General features: G+C 49.1%; 17 protein-coding genes. 4 read left to right on the forward strand and 13 right to left on the reverse strand.

From position 1 onward, the window contains the following. Nucleotides 1-2: 2 nt before the first annotated feature. Nucleotides 3-1397, forward strand: coding sequence for a sensor histidine kinase (locus tag VSQ62_RS22155; protein ID WP_334636905.1), 1395 nt, complete (start codon nucleotides 3-5; stop codon nucleotides 1395-1397). Here VSQ62_RS22155 and VSQ62_RS22160 read toward each other — a convergent pair. From VSQ62_RS22160 to VSQ62_RS22175, 4 genes are all read right to left on the reverse strand, one after another. After that, nucleotides 1389-4832 carry an ATP-binding protein gene (locus VSQ62_RS22160; RefSeq protein ID WP_334636906.1) on the reverse strand — a complete coding sequence of 1148 codons (3444 nt, stop codon included), beginning with the start codon at nucleotides 4830-4832 and terminating at the stop codon, nucleotides 1389-1391. The genes VSQ62_RS22155 and VSQ62_RS22160 overlap by 9 nt on opposite strands. Continuing rightward, nucleotides 4783-5427: a DUF4194 domain-containing protein gene (locus VSQ62_RS22165; protein WP_334636907.1), complete on the reverse strand. Its 645-nt coding sequence runs from the start codon at nucleotides 5425-5427 to the stop codon at nucleotides 4783-4785. Before VSQ62_RS22165 ends, VSQ62_RS22160 begins: the two co-directional genes overlap by 50 nt. A 118-nt stretch (nucleotides 5428-5545) precedes the next feature. After that, the gene (locus VSQ62_RS22170) at nucleotides 5546-7411 is read right to left on the reverse strand and encodes an acyltransferase family protein (RefSeq protein WP_334636909.1); all 1866 of its coding nucleotides are present in this window, start codon (nucleotides 7409-7411) and stop codon (nucleotides 5546-5548) included. 71 nt (nucleotides 7412-7482) lie between these two features. Beyond that, the gene (locus VSQ62_RS22175; protein ID WP_334636910.1) at nucleotides 7483-8838 is read right to left on the reverse strand and encodes a hypothetical protein; all 1356 of its coding nucleotides are present in this window, start codon (nucleotides 8836-8838) and stop codon (nucleotides 7483-7485) included. 445 nt (nucleotides 8839-9283) lie between these two features. Between VSQ62_RS22175 and VSQ62_RS22180 the strand changes: the two genes are divergently transcribed. After that, a complete protein-coding gene (locus VSQ62_RS22180; RefSeq protein ID WP_334636911.1) occupies nucleotides 9284-10012 on the forward strand; it encodes a LytR/AlgR family response regulator transcription factor in 729 nt (242 codons plus the stop codon). Beyond that, nucleotides 10009-11334 (forward strand): sensor histidine kinase, encoded by a 1326-nt coding sequence (locus VSQ62_RS22185; RefSeq protein WP_334636912.1) that lies wholly within the window; start codon nucleotides 10009-10011, stop codon nucleotides 11332-11334. The genes VSQ62_RS22180 and VSQ62_RS22185 overlap by 4 nt, the downstream gene beginning before the upstream one ends. A 40-nt stretch (nucleotides 11335-11374) precedes the next feature. Here the strand turns inward: VSQ62_RS22185 and VSQ62_RS22190 are convergent, their stop codons facing one another. The 9 genes from VSQ62_RS22190 to VSQ62_RS22230 all read right to left on the reverse strand — a co-directional run bounded on the left by VSQ62_RS22190 (nucleotide 11375) and on the right by VSQ62_RS22230 (nucleotide 21999). Further along, a complete protein-coding gene (locus VSQ62_RS22190; RefSeq protein ID WP_334636913.1) occupies nucleotides 11375-12262 on the reverse strand; it encodes a DNA/RNA non-specific endonuclease in 888 nt (295 codons plus the stop codon). 106 nt (nucleotides 12263-12368) lie between these two features. Next, nucleotides 12369-12983, reverse strand: coding sequence for a TetR/AcrR family transcriptional regulator (locus tag VSQ62_RS22195; protein WP_334636914.1), 615 nt, complete (start codon nucleotides 12981-12983; stop codon nucleotides 12369-12371). Nucleotides 12984-13109: 126 nt separating this feature from the next. Next, complete coding sequence (gene queA, locus VSQ62_RS22200) at nucleotides 13110-14135, reverse strand: tRNA preQ1(34) S-adenosylmethionine ribosyltransferase-isomerase QueA (RefSeq protein WP_334636915.1); 1026 nt, start codon at nucleotides 14133-14135, stop codon at nucleotides 13110-13112. A 16-nt stretch (nucleotides 14136-14151) separates the two neighbouring features. Next, nucleotides 14152-14886, reverse strand: coding sequence for an RDD family protein (locus VSQ62_RS22205; RefSeq protein WP_334636916.1), 735 nt, complete (start codon nucleotides 14884-14886; stop codon nucleotides 14152-14154). Beyond that, on the reverse strand, nucleotides 14867-15844 hold the full coding sequence (gene sppA, locus VSQ62_RS22210; protein ID WP_334636918.1) for a signal peptide peptidase SppA: 978 nt from the start codon (nucleotides 15842-15844) through the stop codon (nucleotides 14867-14869). Before sppA ends, VSQ62_RS22205 begins: the two co-directional genes overlap by 20 nt. Before the next feature lie 24 nt (nucleotides 15845-15868). After that, on the reverse strand, nucleotides 15869-18289 hold the full coding sequence (gene pheT / locus VSQ62_RS22215) for a phenylalanine--tRNA ligase subunit beta (protein ID WP_334636920.1): 2421 nt from the start codon (nucleotides 18287-18289) through the stop codon (nucleotides 15869-15871). A gap of 14 nt (nucleotides 18290-18303) precedes the next feature. Continuing rightward, nucleotides 18304-19323: a phenylalanine--tRNA ligase subunit alpha gene (gene pheS, locus VSQ62_RS22220; RefSeq protein WP_334636921.1), complete on the reverse strand. Its 1020-nt coding sequence runs from the start codon at nucleotides 19321-19323 to the stop codon at nucleotides 18304-18306. Between the two features lie 433 nt (nucleotides 19324-19756). Next, nucleotides 19757-20587 (reverse strand): YihY/virulence factor BrkB family protein, encoded by an 831-nt coding sequence (locus VSQ62_RS22225; protein ID WP_334636922.1) that lies wholly within the window; start codon nucleotides 20585-20587, stop codon nucleotides 19757-19759. A gap of 62 nt (nucleotides 20588-20649) precedes the next feature. Continuing rightward, complete coding sequence (locus VSQ62_RS22230; RefSeq protein WP_334637748.1) at nucleotides 20650-21999, reverse strand: SpoIID/LytB domain-containing protein; 1350 nt, start codon at nucleotides 21997-21999, stop codon at nucleotides 20650-20652. Nucleotides 22000-22196: 197 nt separating this feature from the next. Between VSQ62_RS22230 and VSQ62_RS22235 the strand changes: the two genes are divergently transcribed. After that, entirely contained in the window at nucleotides 22197-22361 is a 165-nt protein-coding gene (locus tag VSQ62_RS22235) for a hypothetical protein (RefSeq protein WP_334636923.1), read from the forward strand. Nucleotides 22362-22415: the final 54 nt, after the last annotated feature.

Consider the following 22415-nt stretch of genomic DNA (forward strand, 5'->3'; position numbering starts at 1 on the left):
GCATGAAAAGCGTTCCCAAATTAATCCGGCGTTTCCTTATCATCTTATTACTTGGCACAATCCTGCTCTTCGCCCTGAATATCCTTGTGCTCTTCATCCTGGCTTCCAGGCAGACTCCCGGGGCGTCGCCCTGGACCACTGCTCTGGAAACCGGCGCGGCATTACAGAAGACGGGCAAGGGCAGCGAATACATTCTGCCGGAAGAAGTCTCAGCAGAACTGGCACGAGAACATGCCTGGGGCATCCTGATCGATAACACCACTCATCAGGTTGTCTGGCACACGAATGATCTGCCCGCCGAGATCCCCCTTAGCTATTCACTGGCAGAGATCGCTTCTCTTACCCGCGGATATCTCATGGATTATCCCACCTTTACCGGAGGGGCCGCAGACGGGCTGGTTGTCCTTGGCTATCCTAAGAACCGCTACTGGAAACATATGTATCCAAACTGGGACTATCATTTTATCGAGAACCTGCCCCGATATATGCTGAACACACTGCTTGTGAACGCCATATTCATATTTCTGATCTACTTTACTGCCAACATGAAGCTTCTCCGGTCAGTAAAGCCGATTGTAGAAGGAATACAGGCATTACCCGCCAAAGAGCCTGTCTATGTGAAAGAAAGGGGATTACTGTCCGAACTTGCCGCAAGCATCAACCAGACTGCCGAGCTTCTCCGGTCGCAGAATTATCAGCTTAAGAAAAAAGAGACTGCACGGGCAAACTGGATCGCCGGCATCTCTCACGATATCCGCACGCCTTTGTCCATGGCGATGGGATACGCCGGACAACTTTCCTGCAATCCCCGTCTCACGGAAGACGAACACAAGCAGGCAGCCGTCATTGTAAGACAGTGCGAACGGATACGCAGCCTCATAGGCGATCTGAATCTCGCCTCAAAGCTTGAATATGACATGCAGCCGCTCCATAGAACCAAAGAAAATGCAGTCGCCATAGTAAGACAGACTGCCGTAGATTATATCAATATGGATATCGACGGGAAGTATCCCATCGAATGGCAGACCGATCCGAAGCTTACTGCCTGCCTGATCGACGCGGACCGGGATCTTCTGAAGCGCGCCGTATCCAACCTGATCCAGAACTGCATCAACCACAATGCCGACGGATGTACCATATATCTCTCCGTACAGGCAGACGGCGGGCGCTGCATCATCCGGGTAGAGGATGACGGACTTGGCATATCGCCGGAACAGCTTGAGAAGCTAAACGGCACGCCTCATTATATGATGTGCGACAGTAATATCCGGCAACGACACGGCTTAGGGCTTCTGATTGTCCGCCAGATCGCTGCATCCCACGGAGGCAGCGTAAGGATATACCAGAATACGAATGGGGGATTCGGGGCGGATATACTGTTACCCCTGTCAAACTAATATTAATTCCCCAAAATCCTTCTTCTCGAACTCCTGTATTGAGATATGCCGCTTATCCGGGTTCGCGTACACGAAGGTCTTATCCACATTCTCCAGATAATTCTGGATCTTATCGTTGGTGGCGCTGATAACTGCCTGAAATCCAAGCCCCCGGATCAAGGAGATACAGCTTGCCACCTTCTCCGCATCCATCTTGGAGAATGCTTCATCCAGTATGACCAGGCGTATAGTCGGATTGCGCCTAAGCTTCGCCGGGGTATTGATCTTATATACCTGGGCGAAGCTTGCAAGCAGCGCCACATACAGCGGATTCTGCCCCTCACCGCCGGAATTCTTCTTGATCATCCTGCCAAGACCGATTGCCATATCCTTCCTTCCATGGACGATCTGCTGCATATCGAAGGACAGGTATGTCCGGTAATCCGCATATTTGTCCATATTCTTCTTCGCCTCGTTCAGTTCCTCCTGCGTCGCATTCTCCGGTGGAATGAATATATTGATCAGTTCATTCATCAACTCTGCATACTGATCCTCATGCTCTATGGTAAACATATTGAGCTGATTCTCCATGGAATCCGTCAACTGGGACGGATGGATCTGCAGCGCATCGTCCATGAACATCTTATAGAATCTCCCATCGGCTCCCTTATTCTTCGTGATGACAAACTGATACTTATCCTTCCCGAAATCCAGCCCGCTGATAATCCGATTCAATTCATCCTTCCGCTGATAGGCCTCCCGGATCGCGCTTCGGATCTTGAAGATAAAGTCGTCCTTGAAATGCTCCACCGCAGAGCGCGCCTGCTCCTTTGCCGACTCCCGGAACGCTTCCAAGTCGTCGCAGGAAAGAGATTCTAACAGTTCATCATAACAGGTATTCTCCTTAATTGCCGTAGAAAATGTCCGGTTCGGATAGCTTCTAACATAGCTGCTCCTCTCCTCCACAAGCTTCTGATAACTCACCTCTTCCGCTTCCCGCAGGGGATAAAGGTCAGACAATCGCTGGCGCTTGAGATAATCATAATTCACTGACTTCCTACCCGACAGATACCGCTGAAATTCTTCTTCATATCTGACTGACGTCTCTATGACGCCGACTCTTTCGGCAGCCGCGATCCCGTCCTCGCTCTGCTCCCCGCCGCCGTCTTTTGACTCTGTCTCCGCTCTGCTGAACTCCCTCGCAAGCTTCCGTCTCTGCTCCGCGATCCCGGATTCTGCCTCCAACAGATCTTCCCGCAGCTTCTCAATCTCCTTCTGATCATTCCAGATCGTCTCCTGAACCCTGGCGATCTGAGCCTTCTTCTCATCCTGACGGTTCTGCAGCTCCTTTTTCTGTGCTTCCCAGGCATCTACTGACTCACTTTTAAGCTTGCTCATCTTCTCTTCAAGCTGATTTTTCCTGCGCTTCTTCCCGGATATCTCCCGTATATCCGTAAGCCATCCAAGATAGTCCTCTGCCGGTTGGTTTAACAGCTCCATCTGCATCATCCGGCGGATCGCCTCTAACTCCTCCTGGCAGGGGAGACGCTCTTCCTGCAGGCTCTGACATTGCTCCTCCAACCGTAGGATCCGCTGACGCATACTGACCTCACCGATATACGCACATCTGGTATAGTTCTCCGGCTTAATATGCTGCAGGCGGAAGCTATGATACAATACACAGTCCGGTGTAATACCGATCCTGCAGTCCCTTAACTCCTCTACCGTCTCACATTTCATTACATTTCCCAGGAAGAAATCAATATACGCCTGCACATACGGCTCCTTCGCCCTGACCTCTTCCGCCAGAGCGCCCTTGCGGACCGGATGCGCTTCCTGCATCACCCTCTCCGTATCCAGCACCGACGCACGGAAGAACTTCTTCTTATCCATCTCCTGGTAAATGTCCATGGCAGTCTTCGCATAAGCCGGCTCCACGATCAGGAGCAGCTTATTATTCCCCATATATCCTTCCACCGCATTCTGCCAGCGTTCGTCCTTAAGATCCAGAAGATCCGCCAATATCTGTACGTTGATGAACTTGCCGCAGCGCTCATGCAGACGTCCCCTAAGCTCGAACTTCGCCTCCTCAAGCTCCCGCGGATAAGCTTTCTTCCCCTGCTTCAAGGCCTTCAATTCCTCTCTCGCCTCTCGTTCCTCCTTCTTGATCTGGCGAAGCTTCGCGTCTGCCTCCTGCCGCTGGCCTTCTAATTCCTCCTGAATATCTCCAAGGCTGTCCTTTAGCCTCTGAAGTTCCTCCTCTGATATCATCTCCTTGGCAAACTGATCGATATCCCAGATTACCTGGTTCGGTGTGATATCCTTCTCCTTCCATTCCCTGAGGCGCTCTGCCGTCTGCTGCCATCGGGTCCGGCTGTCCTCAAGGCGTGTAAGAGTCTCGCTTACAGCCCCAAGCTCCGCCTCCATCCCGGAATATCCACTGTCCGCGATCTGAAGAATGATCTCTTCATATTCCTTCATAAGCCCGCTCTGCTCTTCTTCAAGCCTTGTCTGCCTCTGCTTGCCGGAAGCGATCTCTTCCTTACGGTCCTCGATCTTATCCCGGCATTCCTGCACCTGAGATTCAAGCCTTAACATCTCCAGACGTTCAATCTGATAAGCGCACAGCTTCGCCGTCTCCCGTTTCCCGTCATAATCCCGGTAGCATTCCCCGATCTGTTCCAATCTTCGAATCTCTTCTAAGGTCTCCTCGATCTTTCCCCGCATCCTTCCATACTGCATCACACTCTCCTGCAGATCTTCAATATGGATGTCCTGCTCCATACAGATGTATTCCTTCACAAATTCCTCAAGCTTGATATTCATGCGAAACGGAATCGCCCGCTTAAAAAGCCTCGGAAACTTCTCCATATCCAGCCCGCCGAGGTAGATGTCATAGAGCTGCCGCCGAAACCGCTCATTACTTGGTCCGCAGTAGAATCTCTCCGCCGGAAATGTCCTCTGCATATATTCCCTAAGTTCCAGCGTCGTCATGGTTCGCTTCCCGATCCGGTAATTTCCCTCAAGGAACTCACCCGCATGCCAGAAAAACAGCCTGCCAATCTCGTTCGACGCCGTCTCCACATCAAACACTACGCCCACGCACTGCTTCTCCCCCGTATTCGTCTGCGTAAGCTCCAATACAATCGTACTTGAGAAATTCTGATTCCTCAGATATTGCGCCTCATTGTTCTCGCTGATATTCACCATGCCTCTCAGGTACTCGATCAGCGAACGGTCCGAATCGTCCGCCGCCGCTTTATTGAAGAACCCTCTTCCGTCCGTGCTTGCGTACAGCACGATCTGGAGCGCATCGATCACAGTAGACTTCCCGCTCCCTGAATGTCCGGTGAAAAAATTGATCCCTTCGCTTAAGGTCAGTACCTTCTTATCTATGTAATGCCAGTTATTCAGACATATCCTCGATAGTGCTTTGAATGGCTGTCTCGTCTCCAAGATTGTCCTCCTCCCCGAATTCTGCCAACAGTTCCTTGATCCCTTCCCCCATCAGTACCGCCTGGATACACGGATAGATAATCATCCTCGTCTCCTCGTTCATCTCCTCCAACACCTCAAGCGGCTCTATGATCTGGTATTTCTTCAGAAGGGCGATGGTACGCCGCATCTCCGTGACAGACGGCAGGCTCTTTAGAACCCGGAATTCACCGGCTTTGCCGTTAACCGCCCCCATAGTCGTCACGATATGGCTGCTTGACGACACCGATGCCATCTGTTCGTCGTAAATGAGCTTCAGCACAAGAAGATAGACAGTCGCAAGTCTCGGAAGCTTCTCGCCCCAGTTAGGTCCGCCCTGAATGTAAATCACACCCATATGTACATTCTCCTGTAAGGTCATCCCCGCAACAGTGAAATATTCCTTAAGGAACTCCAGATGCTTGCTGCACACACGGTATTCCTTCATATACTGCATCCGCCCGGTGCGGCGGTCGTATTTGCGCTCCAACAGATAAGTCTGGCGGTACAGTGTCCGGATCACTTCCGTAACTGCCTCCTGCTCCTCCTGGGTCAGTTGTTCATAGTATTCTATCATACCAATCTCCTTTTCGCTATTCCCCATTTCTTATCTATTTTAACCACAAACACCGCAATAATCAACGTAAAAATACACTGAAAAACCTGAAAAAACCCTCCGCCATAACGGCAAAGGGTCAAATCTGTTCACTGTATACCTTAAGAACTGCCTCTTTGATTCCTTCCACATAAGCCCGGATTCCTTCCGATGACAAATGTGTCCCGTCCTCCACGAAGAACTCTCCATGCCCCTCGCTGATCGTATACCAGTCGATCAGATAAGCATTGTCTACATCCTCCGTGAACTCATAGATCTTCTGGTTGTTCGTTCCTTCCCAGTTTACATAAGGCGCCCTGACTGTGATCACGAATAACGGCTTATCCTCCCCGATCAGCCCCTTCATCTTCTCAAGAGAATCATGAAGCAGTCCGTTTGCACCAAGGGCGAAGATCACACCGTCTCCGTTCCATCCTTTTTCACTGACGTAGGAATTGTAGACTCCGACGCCTGCCGTTGTCTGCCTGCTGACGGCCGTATCACTGATACTTGCCGGGAACTCTGCATAGAACTGATCTATCGCCCCCAATGCGATAGAATCACCGATCAGCAAGAGATTCAGGCTGCTCAGCATTTCTTCATTCGACTGAAGCTTCTTGCGGCTGTCCTGCCAGGCATCCTGTCCGATCGTCTCATTGAGCCGCATTGCTTTCTGGTTCGCGATCTTCTGCGCTTTTTCAGCCTTCTTCTCCATATCCCCGGCATTGGCCAGTGTATTTTCCCGCGGCACGAACGCAACGCACAGCAACACACCCAATGCTGCGGCAAGTGTCAGCGCTCCCGCCCTGATACTCCTTCTGATCGTTTTAAGCTGTCTCTTTCGTTCCTGCCTCGTTCCGGGCCTTTTTCTGATGACAGCGATGCTTCTTCCTATAGCCCCGCTGCGTATGGGCATTTCTATATAACGGTATGACAGATCTGATATGATAATAACCAGCAAGAACTCAACGATGTTAACCCACCAGGAAGTTTGTTGGCCCTTGCTCAACAGGATGATAACCGGATAATGCCATAGATAGATTCCATAAGAACGGTCCCCGATCCATTTCAAGAACCGTATACTCAGCAGCCTGTTTAAGATACTGTCTCCATTCAGAAGCGAAAAGATCACCAAAACGGTACAGGCAGAAGCAATTCCCTGACCGCCTCTGTACAGGAAACTGCTGTATCCGTCAACCCTGGCCATCATACAGATAAGCCCCGCAAATGCCACTCCCCCTATTACACGGCTCGTTACCGGGGATATCACCTTCCTCACCCTGCCGCCCGTTGTCTTAAATACCAAAAATGCCCCAAACAACAACGAAAAAAACCTCGTATCCGTTCCGTAATATACCCTGCTGGGATCCTTGGAAGGATCGAACAGGATCCACATAACTCCCATGGAAACGACCGCCAGAAGCGCCGTTACCCGGGAAGCCGCCTTCTTCCAGTTCTTATATTTCTTAATGAATATAAGCAGCAGCGGATATATCATATAAAACTGCGTTTCAATCGCCAAAGACCAGCAATGTGTCAGAGGCGACGGCACGCCTGCGTTCTCAAAATAAGAAATCTGGTTGAATATCTGCCGCCAGTTATTATAACAGAAAATCACGGACAGCAGATCTTCACACGCCTTCGTAAACAACACCCTGTTAAATACAGCGCTTACGAATATCAACACCGCCTCCATCGCCAAAACTGCCGGAAGCAGCCTCCTGATCCGCCTGATCCAGAACTTCTTCATATCAATCGTACCGGTACTCTCCAGTTCCGATACAAGGATCCGCGTGATCAGGAATCCCGATATAACAAAAAATACAGTAACGCCCAGAAGCCCGCCTCTGGCAAACGGCAGCCTGAGATGGTAAGCAAATACCATCAGAACTGCAATTGCTCTTAATCCATCAATACCTGTTACATATTGCTTTTGTCTCTTGTATTTTTTCTCATATGTTTTCATGTATATTTTTCAAATACCCCTACCCTCATTATATTTTGGAAAATCATTGCCAGAGGCAGGCTCTTCATATCTCAGGCGTGCAGCTTGATTTCTTTAGCGACCAATATATTCTCCTGCGGTGCAGATGCCGTCATATCAACAGTAATATCCACCTTCATTCCAATCTGAATATCTTCCGCCTGCTCATTGGCATTGCTTTTGTCAAATGTAAGCACCGCGCCGTCATCCGTCAATATCGTGACCGTATTCATAGTTGCGTCCTGAATCGCCCCTGTATAGAGCGAATTTTCTGCCGCTGTATTCGGATCCTGATCCTGTACTTTGAACACCATCACATTCGGGTCCGCCAGATTACCCTCATATGTGATCGTCACAATATTTCCCGTCTGTATCCCGTTCGCATACTCATGTGCGGCATCCATAATATTGACCGTATAGACCTGCCCGCCTACATCCACGGTCAGCGTATTCATGGTTGCATCGACCACTGTACCGCTTGCCGTCTGCTGCTGTTTCGGCTGATAGCTGCCCGGTGTCCTCGCCGGCGCCGGCTGTGTTCCCTGCTGCAAAGTCGCCGGTGCCGAACCGTCTGTCTTCGCGGGCTTTGCTTCCGGTGCAGGCGCGGCCGTTGTCAGATAATCTCCATAAATGTACGCGTCATGGTTGTTATAAATAACACGCGACCATCCATTGTCACAGATCCCGGTACGCCTGATGGATCCGCCTTTGGCCAACGAACCTACTGTCTCAGATACAGTAGAATACGAAGCACGGATATGAACGCCCGCCGTTGCATATACAGTCTCGTCAACCGCCTTGATATTCATACTCTTTTGTGTCTGCTCGATTTTATTCTCATCATGATCCGTTATCTTCACCACAGCAACATTTTGCGTATTATCCCCTTTGATCTCACCGACATATGTAACTACGATCCAGTTCCCTTCACGAAGCCCATTCCTTATATCATGCTCACAATTATTGGAGAGGAATGTCAGCAGCGTTCCGTCATTCTGCTTGATCGTGATCGTATTCATCGAGGCCTCTACCAGTGTCCCTACCGCTTCTTTTTCTTCTTTATCCGCATTATTATTGCCCAAGTCCTGCACAGCCGTCACTTTTACCCCGGAGGTGTCCGTTCCCGTAAGCTCTCCCTCGTAAGAAACGATCAATTCATCGCCGGAACGCATATTCGTTGTCTTGATCAATGCCTGCGACACATCAAAAATATATTTTCCTTTGGCGTTCTCCAGTGCAATCTCACCTCCGGTGAATTCCAACAGAACGCCTTCCACTTCGCCGGTTTTTACTTCCGGTTTTTCTGCTTCCTTCTCATCTCCTGCCTTCTTCTCACACCCTGTGATGAACATACTAAGAAGCGCCATACATAAAAACATCTTAATCATTAATTTCTTCAATGCTCTCACTCCCAAATCCTCCTATTACCGCATTTTGCGCCGGTCACCCTGGCTATTATTCAGATCATGGCAATTATCTGCTCGTCTCCTGCTCCTGAACACGAAGACAGAAATCATCTCCAGAAGCTCTGCAAGGCTGTCCATAAGGTTTCCCACTATCAGAGCGGCAATCCCGACAACAGCACATAAAATACCAAGTATGATCTACAGTATCAATAATTTTTTTAACATCTTTCTCATTCGTTTGTTCCCCCCTTTACTTTAGTATCGCTCACATCTTTATACATCCTATTGCTACATAAAACAAATCTTTTACCGTATTAAATAAAACTTTACCATTTTTTTAGTTCTAATAAACCCTACAATATGTTAATATGAATGCGCCAGAGCGAATCTGGCTCAGATACGCTCTGGCAAAAGGTTTTGCCTTGATTATGCTATTACGGAGGATGTTATGACTATCGCACTTATTGACGACTGCCCGCAGGACCTTGCGCTTTTATCTGAATATATCTGCCGCTACTGCAATGAACACAAGATCCATGTATCGATCAGACAATTCATTCACGAAAAAGATTTCGAGAACACACTGGACAAGGAGCGCTGCGACCTTGTTTTTCTCGATATTTTCATGCAGAATTCAAATGGTATGTTGATTGCGAAGAGGCTTAAGAGAATCAATCCCAAGTGCCAGATCATCTTCTCAACCTCCAGCAAAGAACACGCCGTCAAAGCGTTCCAGCTCCATGCCCTGGATTACCTTCTGAAACCGTACACTTACGCACGGCTCGAAGACGCCCTGAATCGTTTTGAAAATACCATACAAAAATTCGCCCATTATATAGAGTTGAAAGAAGGATACCTAATGACGCGGATCCTGGTCACTGATATCATGTATGTGGACTATCACAACCATTATATTCAGGTACACACCCCCTCAAAGGTCGTCCGTTCTTACATGTTCTTCGGCGACTTTTCCCCGATGCTCACCCCATACAGGCAATTTCTGTGGTGTTACCGAAACTGTATGGTCAATATGGACTATATAGACACCTGGGAGGGCGATGATTTTATCCTGAAAAACGGTGAGCACCTGCCCATATCCAAATCCAAGAAAAGAGAGATCATCCAGGCATATGCCAACTATATTTTTGATTATGTAAATGGAGGTATGATATTATGACAGCCGCACATATCATCAATACACTTTGCTTTATCTTTCCCTGCTTCGCCCTCTTGCTCCTCACATTCAGAAACCGCCTGCACACCCCTGTGTTTCTGCATTTAGCCGGAGCTATCCTTTCGTACCTTGTGGTTACCTTTTACGGCTCCGGCACATATGCAAGCTACGCCTCGCTTCCGCTTAAATACCTTGTCATCGGTCTGTCCACCATTATCCTTGGCGCGGTCATCTTCGACATGGCTGCCGACTACCGTTTCGGTCATGGTATCTTTATCGTTGCTGTCGCAAAATGCTATGCTGAACATGTCACACTCCTTTCCATGTATACCTTTTTCCTGCTGAACGGCCACCTTCCCTCCTTCAACACCTTTGATTCGTTCGTAATCAGGATTGCTCTGACGGTTATCACATTCCCTCTCATTTACCGTTTTTTCCGGAAATTCTTACGCCCTGCCCTGGACTATACTGCCTCCTTTTCCATATGGAATCAGGTATGGATCATCCCGATCTGCAACAACCTCCTCTATAATCTTCTATTTTCTCAGAATATCTCTGCCCCGGGGTCTGTGCCGGACAGATTCTTCTACTTCATCCCGCCGCTCTGGGTGATCCTTACCTTCGCCACCTATGTCCTGATCATGCGGATGGTCATTGTCATCAGTGAAAATGCGAATCTTTCTGAGAAGCTGCATATCTCCGAGACTGTCTCTGACTCTCAGCACAAGCAGGCAGAGACTCTCCAGCGCCAGATTGAACAGACCGGCAGACAGCGCCACGATATGCGCCACCACCTTCTGGTGATCAGCAGCTATATTAAGGCAGAAGATATTCAGGGATTGAATGATTATGTAAAAGAATATCTCTCCTCCCTAGCTTCTCCGGCAGATATATTCTGCGATAACCTCGCCCTGAACTCCCTGATCGGGTATTATAAGGAGCTTGCAGAGGATCGGGACTCTGCCTTCAACGTCTCCATATCGCTCCCAAAAGAACCGCTCCTCCCCGAAATAGACTTGTGCGCCGTCATCTCCAACCTTCTGGAAAATGCCGTCGAAGCCTGCACACGGATGAAGTCACAAGACCGATTTATCAATGTAAAAATATCAGCAACCACTAATTTCCTACTGACCATTATTATCGAAAACAGCTATGAGGGAGAGATCCTGAGATCCGGGAATGTCTTCATTTCTTCAAAGAAAAAAGGACGTAAGGGGATCGGAATCTCCTCAGTCCTTAATATTATTGAACAATATAATGGAGTATCAAAATTCGAATATCAGAATCAGCTCTTCAAGGCAGCAATACTATTGAAAGCAAAATAGACGCGGCGGCCGCTTCTGCTGCCTGATAACCTGATCCCGCTTACCGCTTCGCCTTGCGGTAGCCTGCTGCTTCTGCCTCCTGTTCCGTCTCAAATATCACCAGGTTCTTAGAACCCGCCATCTCCTCATAAGCCGCCTGCCCCGGGCAGTGGTAGATCTTAGACCTGGAATTGCCGCGTATCTCGCCCGCCTGCGCCTTCGCAGGCACCTTTTCCTCCCCAGATAAGGCGCTCTCCCCCGTCGCATAATCAATAGAGATCCCCGGTTGGGCATTGTAGACGAATACATGAAACAAGATCCCTTCTCCTTCATCCTCTACAGAGAATGCTTCCATCTGCACACCGCTTGCCAACAGATTCTCCCCTTCGAAGATCGGTGTCACCCGGTACAGCACATGATTGCCGGTCTCCTCCACATAGTCCGCCACCATGTTCTCGAAGGGAAGCATACCCTCCACATTCATATACCGGGTACCGGTAATCAGGTTCTGTTCATTGTCATTTTCTCCGGATAACTGGTAGCCGATCAGATGGCAGCGGTTGTACAGATATTTCCCGTCCACGCTGTCATATTTGATGGTATGCCATCCTGTCGGCTTCACCTGTCCGATGCTCCCGCGTTCTTCTGTTGGCATCAGGTCTCTCCCCACACAGGCGTACGCCGTACCGCATCTTCCAAGAGAATCCTGTTCGCTGTACATCTCAAACGAGTCTTCAGACCATTCCTCCTCTGTAAAATCCGGCTCATTCCCGTTGATTATAACATAAGGCTCCCCTGCATACTCCGGTATCTCTGCAAGCGATACCGTCTCCTGCCGATCCGATACGTCCTGCAGATCTGTGACAGGCAAAAATCCTGCGCACGCCGTACAATACAGGCAGCAGAGCCAAACCAGCAAAAGCGCCCATTTCTTACTTATGTACTTCATCTTATCCCCTCCCATTTCCTTATATTTTAACCAGAAACACTTCAATAATCAATGTATAAATACATCAAAAAGCCCTCCGCCATAATGGCAAAGGGCCAAAACAATGTTACTCTGTATTCCGGGACTGTAATTTCCTGTTCTTATCCTTGTCGGAAATCAGGTAGCCGCTCAGCCCCTCTGTCAAAAATCGGAAGATCGTGTCCTCAGTCTCCTGATTATCCGGAAGCACTCCTTCCACCACATACTTGGCATACATCACCGTACTGGTAAGCACATGAAGCCACAGTAAATCCTGGTTAATCTGTCTCAAATTAGGAAATGCCTCCCAAAATACCTGTACCATTCCAACGAATCTATCAAAATAACTGGCATCCCGGCTCTTATCGTATGCCGGAAAAAAAGCGCTGTCCCGGAACCGATGATAAAAGACCGTCTCATCCGGTCTTGCCAGCCAAAAACGAAAATATGGCACCCACAGGCTCCTCACTGCTTCCATCGGATCTGTAAGCATATTCCGGGGATCAAACTTCATGCAGTCAAAAATCCCGGCCGCCTGCTTGTCTACATAGGTGAAGCATTCCATCATCAACTGTTCTTTACTGTCGAAGTAGCGATACAACGCCCCTGGAGACACTCCTGCCAACTTACTTATGTTCTGAATCCGCACACCTTCCAAGCCGTACTGCCGCACGGCCTTCATCGCTGCCGAAATAATTCTCATTCTTGTGTCATCCAATAGCGATCACTTCTCTCAAAAATAATCGTTTATTTGCTAATCCGTTAAATTATACACTACTTGATTCCCGTTGACAATACTTTTTAATTCTTTTCCTTTCTTTTAACGGTATTAAATCACAAGCATCGCATCCCCAAACGAGAAGAACCGATACCGTTCCTTCACCGCTTCCTCGTAAGCCGCCAGTACATTCTCACGGCCTGCCAGCGCGGATACCAGCATGATCAGCGTCGATTCCGGCAGATGAAAATTAGTAATCAGGCAATCTAATACCTTGAACCGATATCCTGGATAGATGAAGATCTCCGTCCACCCGCTGCATGCCCGAAGTCTCCCCTTCTCATCCGCCGCAGATTCAACCGTCCGGCAGCTCGTCGTCCCGACACAGATCACCCGTTTCCCATTCTCTTTCGCACGGTTGATCTTAACTGCTGCCTCTTCATCTATCTGATAGAATTCCGAGTGCATATGATGATCCGTGATCTCATCTACCTTGACCGGCCGAAACGTCCCAAGCCCCACATGGAGCGTCACCTTCGCAATATCTACTCCCCGCTCTTCAATATTCTTAAGTAATTCCGGTGTAAAATGAAGCCCCGCCGTCGGCGCCGCCGCCGAACCTGTATGCGCCGCATAGACGGTCTGATAACGGTTCTTGTCCTCCAATTGATGTGTAATATACGGCGGCAGCGGCATCTGGCCAAGCTGATCCAATATTTCCTCAAAAATTCCCTCATACGTAAATTGAATCAGACGATTCCCCTCTTCTACAACGTCAACAACTTCTCCTGTGAGAATGCCGTCCCCGAAATGGATCTTCGTTCCGATCTTCGCCTTTTTCCCCGGTTTTACTAATGTCTCCCATATACTATTCTCTCTGCGTTTCAGCAAAAGTATCTCTATCTTCGCATTGGTTCCTTCTTTGGCCCCAATCAGTCTTGCCGGCAGAACCTTCGTATCATTGATGACCAGACAGTCGCCTTCCGTCAGATACCCGGTAATCTCCCTGAACACATGATGTGAAACAACTCCAGACTCCTTGTCAAGTACAAGAAGTCTGGAGCTGGAACGATCCTCTAACGGATCCTGTGCGATCAGTTCTTCCGGCAATTCATAATAAAAATCCTGTCGTCTCATTATATGAATCCCTTCTCTAATCTTTCAATTCTGATTTGTCCTCCCAGACGCCGCTCTGATCCTGCATTCCGGCCTTCTCCTGAGGGCCTGCCTGCGGGGGACCTGCATACCTTCCGTCCGAGTCCAGAGCTCCGCCCTGCGGCGGGACTGCATACCTTCCCTCCGGCCCCGGCGCTCCGCCCTGCGGCGGTCTGCCGTACGGAGGCATCGGTACCGGTCCTGGTCCCGGCCCCGGAACCGGCGGCACATATCTTGGCGGCTCATACTTCGGCACCACCTTGATCTTCTTCGCATAGACGACCCTCGTATCACAGATCATATCATGAAGCCCTCTTTTCTCACGGTCAACGCCCGCCATGATATATCCGATCCCGACAGACAGGCCACATAAGAATCTTCCCACCGTCTCCCGGTACACTACATCGACCAGGGACAGCCCGGGACTTAGATCCGCATTGACCACACGGAGATTCAGAAGCCTCTTCCCCGGAGTCGTCCCTGTTCCATAGGTAAGCAGGATAAAATACAACACCTCAAACACATACAAGATGATATCCCTTGCGGAATACCGGAAAAGCAGATGCGCTTCAAGTATACCGACGCCCGATACGGAGAATATCCCCATTGCAAGCTTTACAAACAACAGACCTGCCCAGACAATCGCGCTGTCGATACAGTATGCCGCAAGACGCACCCAGAAGCCTGCATATTCGATCTCCTGCCTGCCGCGGTTAACGAAATTGTTCTGCATAGTACATCGGCACCCCGCTTTCCATATCTGCCGCGGTCTCTGTCAAGATCTGAGCCTCTGACTTTGGAATCACGCTCTCCACCTTCGCAAACAAAGATGAGAAAAAGGAAATCTCACTTTCCGGCTCATAGAATTCATAAGCCCCAAGCTCGCTGCTCATAGCCGCCGTCATATCCTCGTACAGGCTGATCTCGTCCACCAATCCATTTTCCAAAGCCTGATTCGCTGTGTAGACACGCCCATCCGCAAGAGTCTTCACATCTTCCTCGGCCATACCGCGTCCTTCTGCCACGATTCCGACAAATTTGTTATAATACTCATCCACCTGTTCCTGATAGACCGCAATCTGCTCATCCGTCATCTTAGAACTGTCTTTGAAATCTCCGCTGGTGATGCTGACATAACGAATACCCAGCTTCTCATACAAGCCGGTCATATCAAATCCCGACATGATAACGCCGATGGAACCGGTCGTGGTATTCGGATTTGCATAGATCTTATCTGCCGCCATGGAGATCAAATATCCGCCGGACGCCGCATAATGCGCCATATAATCCCAGACCGGACGGCCGGTCTGCTCCTTATATTCCTTAAGCTTCAGATACAATTCTTCTGATTCATACACTGTTCCGCCGGGAGAATCCACATACAGCAGGATTCCCCGGTTATTACCGTCGCCCATGAGATTATCAATATAATCCAGCGTCGTAATGTGCTGATATCCCACCGGCACATCGAACATTCCCGCCGCCGTCTGTTCCTGAATCGTTCCTTCCACCCTTACGACCGCGATATAATCATCACTCGGAGGGTCGAACCCAACACTGTCTGTCAGGATCTGCTCCATACTGTCTGCCAGCATCCTTTCCGAAAATGTATTCGTCAGTACACTGGACACTCCTACGGCAATAAATAACACGGCAGCTATGATCAGCCCGCCTATCTGTTTTTTATTCATGACCTATCTCCATTTCTTATAGACCTATTTACGCAGTTCAATACCCATGCCCTCTAATGCCTTCAATATCCGGCCCATGGCCTCTGTTACCTCGGCATCCTCAAGTGTCTTATCCTTCGCGCGGAACACGATAGAATACGCCACAGACTTATATCCGTCCTTGATCTGAGAGCCTTCATAGATGTCAAATAGTGCATAACTCTCCAGATATGCGCCGCCCTTCTTCTCAATCACCTCTTCTACCTGGCCCGCCAGAATCTCTTTGGGCATCACCATACTGATATCGCGTGTTACTGCCGGGAATCTTGCGATTCCAGTGTATTTCCTGTCAAATGACGCTCTCTCTGTGATCTCAGGCATATCAAGCACTGCCACATAGGCCTTAGTCCCGATCCCATAGATATCTGCAACGTCCGGGTGCACCTCTCCTAAGTATCCGACAACCGTTCCATCATAGATGATATTCGCCTGACGGCCCGGATGAAGATATGGTTTCCCGGCATTTGGATCGTAAGTTTCTTTCTTATGCATTCCGATCTTCTCAAAGAATTCTTCTATCACACCTTTCATGCTGAAGAAATCTCCTTCTCCATACATTCCAAGCGTGAACTGCATCCTCTCCTCTGGAAGCTCGGTAAGCGGCAGCGTCCCTGGAAGATAAATATTTCCCAGCTCATACAGCCTTACGTTCTTATTTCTTCTATTATAATTAGTTGCCAGTGAAGTCAGCATACCATTCAGGGATGTGGTACGCATTATACTGTAATCCTCACCTAACGGATTCATGATCTCCACGGTCCTTCGAAGCGGTGAATCCTCGGGAAGCTTAAGCTTATCGAACACCTTCGGGCTCTCGAAGGAATAAGTCATGCCCTGGCTGAATCCGCAGAATTCCGCAATATCACGGGCAACCTCCTCCACACGGAGCTTGAAGGATAATTTGCCAGTTGTGGCCTCGCCCCTTGGAAGCGTAGTCGGGATATTGTCATAGCCATAGAATCTTGCCACCTCTTCCGCCAGATCGGCAATACGGAACAGATCATGACGGAAAGTCGGCGCGATCACCTCATTGGCCGCCTCGTCGTAGGAAAGGCCGATCATCTCAAAATATCCTAACATCTCTTCTTTGGAAATATTGGTTCCAAGAAGGCTGTTGATCTCATCTGCGTCAAACGGAACTCTTACCGGCTCCTTCTTCTTGCCGTACACATCTGCCATACCGCCTACTACTTCACCGGCTCCCAATTCCTCTACCAACTGGCAGGCACGATCGATCGCAGCCTGAGCATTGTTTGGATCCAGACCTTTCTCAAACTTCCCGGAAGCATCTGTACGAAGCCCGATCTTCTTGCTGGATCTGCGGATATTGGTTCCGTCAAAGCAAGCCGCCTCAAAGAGCATGGTACTTACATCATCCGTGATCATGGAATTTTCACCGCCCATGATTCCAGCGATACCGATGGATTTCCTGCCGTCACAGATCATCAGTACAGATTCATCCATCTCGCGCTCCTGACCGTCGAGGGTTGTGAACTTCTCTCCCTTCGCCGCCGTGCGCACGATGATCTCACGCTCCGCTATCGTATCCAGGTCGTAGGCATGCATCGGCTGCCCATACTCTTCCATCACATAGTTCGTGATATCCACCAGATTGTTGATCGGGCGGATACCCACTGATGCCAGGCGTCTCTGCATCCATTTCGGGGACGGGCCGATCTTAATATTCTTAACTACCCTGGCACAATACCTTGGGCACAGGTCATTGTCTTGCACCGTTACCTTGATATAATTATTGACGTCCTCGTCATTGCCGGTCTCCGTCACAACCGGCGGACGGAATTCCTTCCGGAAGGTCGCGGCAGCCTCTCTTGCGATTCCAACCACACTGAAGCAGTCGACACGGTTCGATGTGATCTCGTACTCGAATACCACATCATTCAATCCCAATGCCTCTACCGCGCTGGTTCCCACCTCTGCGTCCGCAGGGAAGATATAGATTCCTTCCTCCGGCGCCTCCGGATACATATCCCTGTTAGAACCCAATTCCTCTATCGAGCACATCATACCCCGGCTCTCGATCCCGCGAAGCTTACCCTTCTTGATCTTGATTCCGCCGGCCACACGGCTTCCCGGTTCGTGCCCTCCTGCCACGCGTCCGCCGTCAAGCACCACCGGAACCTTGTCGCCTTCATGCACATTATTGGCTCCTGTCACGATCTGTACGGACTCACTTCCAACATTCACCTGGCAGACGATCAATTTGTCTGCGTCCGGATGCTTCTCGATCTTATCGATCTGACCGATCACGATCTTGTCAAGATCCGCATCCAAAACCTCATATCCTTCTACCTTCGTTCCGGATAATGTCATTGCGTCTGTGTATTCCTGCGCGGTGACATCAAGCTCCGGAACATACGCTTTTATCCATGATAATGATGTATTCATCCCTTAACTCCTCTCTAAAACTGTTTCAAAAATCTGATATCATTCTCATACAACAATCTCATATCATCAATCTCATACTTCAACAGTGCGATACGCTCCAATCCAACGCCAAACGCAAATCCCGTATATTCATTGGGGTCGATCCCGCACATCTCCAATACATGCGGATGCACCATACCGCATCCAAGAATCTCGATCCAGCCTGAGCCTTTGCAGAAACGGCAGCCTTTCCCTCCGCATTTGAAACATGTTACATCCACCTCCGCGCTCGGTTCGGTAAATGGGAAATGATGGGGCCTAAACTTCGTCTTCGTCTCCGGTCCGAACAGCTCCTTGGCAAATACTTCCAATGTTCCTTTCAGGTCTGCAAAGGAAATATTCTTGTCGATTACCAGCCCTTCAATCTGATGGAAGGACGGTGAATGGGTCGCATCCACTTCGTCGGAACGGAATACACGTCCCGGCGCGATCATTCGGATCGGAAGCTTTCCCTGCTCCATCACACGCGCCTGCACCGGAGAGGTCTGGGTACGCAGGACGATCTCTTTATTAATGTAGAAGGTATCCTGCTCATCCTTCGCCGGATGCCCGTCCGGAATATTCAGTTTCTCGAAGTTATACAGATCATACTCAACCTCAGGGCCTTCTACCACTTCATAACCCATCCCGATAAATATCCTCTCGACTTCCTCTAAGGCGATCGTATTAGGATGACGGTGTCCGACCATGTTCTTCTTAGACGGGAGAGTGACATCAATCACTTCCTGCTTCATCTTCTCCTCGCGGATAATCCGCTCCATCTTCGCTTTGCTCTCTTCTAAGATGTTCTCGATCGCCGTCCTCGTCTCATTGACCAACTGACCGACCTTGGGCCGGTCTTCGGGCGCAACATCCTTCATTCCTTTTAATACTGCGGTAAGTTCTCCCTTCTTGCCAAGGAATTTTACACGCACGTCATTTAACTTCTCCGGCATATCAGCGGCTTCAATTGCTTTTAACGCTTCATCCTTGATGCTCTGCAGCTTTTCTTTCATCGCTTCTCTTCCTTTCCTGCTCTTTTACAAGATTTTTGACATAAAAAAACTCATCCCCGAAAAAGGGACGAGCAATTACCCGTGGTACCACCCTGATTCCCGCTTCGGATCCTTCATAATCCTCAATCTGCGGGCACTCAATCATGCGTAACGTGCATCCTGGAACCGGCCGACATATCTGCGCAGCTCCTAACGGCATCTCCTACTATCACTAATGTAACAATTACTAATATAACAACATGTTAGGATTTCAAAAATGCAGCTCGCGTGGGAAATTCAATCACCATCTGAACCCGGGAAAACTTCCAGCCCATCGATCTTCCCTCTCTGTCGGAAAATGGATCTCTACTACACGGTCATAGCTTTTACTTACTATATTCTCTAAAATTATAGCATAAGTGCGGATGATGTCAAGACATTATTCCGCGCTTATTTATTTCTTTTCAAATATCTTTCCCTCCATGAGCACATTCATCTCTCCGCCAAGCAAGATACAGTACATGCAGAAATACATCCACAGCATGATCAGAACTATGGTCGTCAGGCTGCCGTACATACTCGAAAATCCCTTGAATACGTCCAGATAAATAGAAAATACCCAGGATATGACCATCCATCCCACAGCGGCAAACATAGCGCCCGGAAGCTGATCCCGAAACCGCCCTCTCCTGTTGGGGAGGAATTTATAAAGCATCAGGGAAAATATTACCAGCACCGTCGGCGTGATGACCGCCCTCGTCTCGATCAGCCAGTCCGCTATTCTCTTAAGAAAAGGTATATGCCTTGCTATAAACAGGTTCAGCGTATTACCGAATACAGACAGCACTAGCAGAAGGATGATCACCACAATAAACAACAGCGTATAGACCGTCGATCTGATCCGAAGGACAATGTAATTGCGGGTCTCCCTGCAGCTATAGATGCAGTTCAGCCCCGACGCCATCGCAAGAACACCTTTTCCCGCAGACCACATGGCAACGATGATAGTAACCGGAATGATCCCCATGGATTGATTATAGACCTGGTTCACAATGGACGTGATCAGATTCTCTACCGACGCCGGAAACACCTGGATCACGGCTGTCATCACATCTGCCTTCGTCACTGGCGTATACTGCACCATGGTGATCAGAAGCAAAATGATCGGAATCAGACACAGCATGAAAAAATACGCCGACTGTGCGGCATAGGCTCCTACATGGTCTGCAGCGATATCTGCAGTAATGTTCATAATCTTCTGATAGATATCCTTTATTCTCTTCATAACATTCTCCCACATATTTGCCCTTTATTTTACCCGATTTTTCCAGATTTGTCTATCTTAACTTATCCGCCTACCGATACCTCTCGGAAAAACATGGTCAGTATGTCTATGTAATTCTTCCCCTTTTTCGCCATCTCATTGGCTCCGTTTTGACTCATTCCGATACCGTGCCCGAACCCGCCGCCGGATATGATAAATACATCCCCCTCTCTCCGGATCGTAAAAAATGCGCTTGGGAGCAGCGCCGTACTCGCCGCCGCTGTCCCAGCCTGATTGACAATCTCATAACCGCTGCCGCCAAGAGCCCTTCGGATCTTATTCTCCGTATCTACCGTCACCGAACCGGCATCTCCCGTCGCACAGATCTGAAGCGCCACGCCCCCGGCTCCTGATTTTGTAACCTCGACGCTCTGCAGTGTTCCCACATTCGTTCCTGTATTCTGGCTGATCAGGGCGGACAATGTTCCTGCCGGTATCTTCGCCTCCCACCGATACCAGGGCAGTCCCGCTTCGTAGTCCCCCTGTTCGTCCTTGACTTCCACAGACTGCAGATATTGATTCTCCGCATTGGGAGCCGTGCCCCAAGCCTCCACGCCTGCCGTCTTGCCGCAGGAGGTCGAATAATAATAGGTCGTAACAAGCCGGTCCTGGTAGCGGACCACCTGCCCTCCCGTCTCCGCCACTGCCTGATTAGTCGCCTCCTGGGGCAGAGAATTGCCGTACACCTGATAATCCGTACTGTCGTTCACATGCGCCTCGTACTCCGGGTAAGCGAAGCTCTGCATCTGCTGATAGGCATAGCTTCTGGCGCATACCGCCTGCGCTTTCAGCGCCTCAAGCTCATAGGTATAGGGCATCTCGCTTGGAACTACCCTGCACAGATACGTTTCCACCGGAAGTTCATTGATGACTGCGATCCCTTCGGCAGTTGTCCGAAGCTCTATCACTCCGGCATAAGAAGGCGTCCCGCAGCCTCTCTGGATGCTGTTAAGGGCGATCTCTCCTCCGTCCTTGGCGCTGACCCTGATCTGCCCGCTCTGGAATCTGGGGTCATCCGGAGCGAATGTCAATGGCTGCTCCGGCCCTGCTTCTTGGGTCTGATCGCCGAATGTAATACAGAATCCACTGGCCGATGACATTTCCACAGACGGATGGACAATATTAGCATACCCATTCGTCATGATCAATACTCGGATGTTCGGATTATTGATCACGATCTCAGGAGCTTTTTCCTCCTCGGGGGCTTTCTCCCCCTCATCTGCGTTCTTCTGCTCCTCCTCCCGGCGCATCCTTCCGATCAGCCCTTCTTCCCGGTGTGTAAGCGCCGCCAGAAGCCCGCCTATGATCAGAAGACAGATAAGGATCAGCATTCCATAGAAGAAATATTTCTCATATCTGGCATGATATCCCATATAACTTTGTCTTTTATACAATTTCTTTTTAATATATCCTTTCAATTGACTTGTACCCTCTTGTCCACTAACCTTTTCTTAATGTATGCTTTAACGATAAAAAATATGTGGGTCCGTTCTTTACATCTAAATTACCAGTTGATATAATAAAGACATCACATAAACATCAACTTCATTTCCAGAAAGCAGGTGAGCATATGCCAAGTGATAAAGAGATGATCAATCACTTAATTGATAGTTATACCAGTTTACAGCGCATAAAAAACTCAGATGATGCCGAAAAAGAAATTGATTATCAACTAAAGATATTGAAAGCAAAACTTGAATCATTCGGAATTGTGACAACCGACTTAGATTTATAAATGCGCCGTAATAGAAAAAACGCCGTAAACACGGCGTTTTATAAGTGGACCTGG

This window comes from Sporofaciens sp. JLR.KK001, assembly GCF_036941055.1.
Lineage (GTDB): Bacteria > Bacillota > Clostridia > Lachnospirales > Lachnospiraceae > Sporofaciens.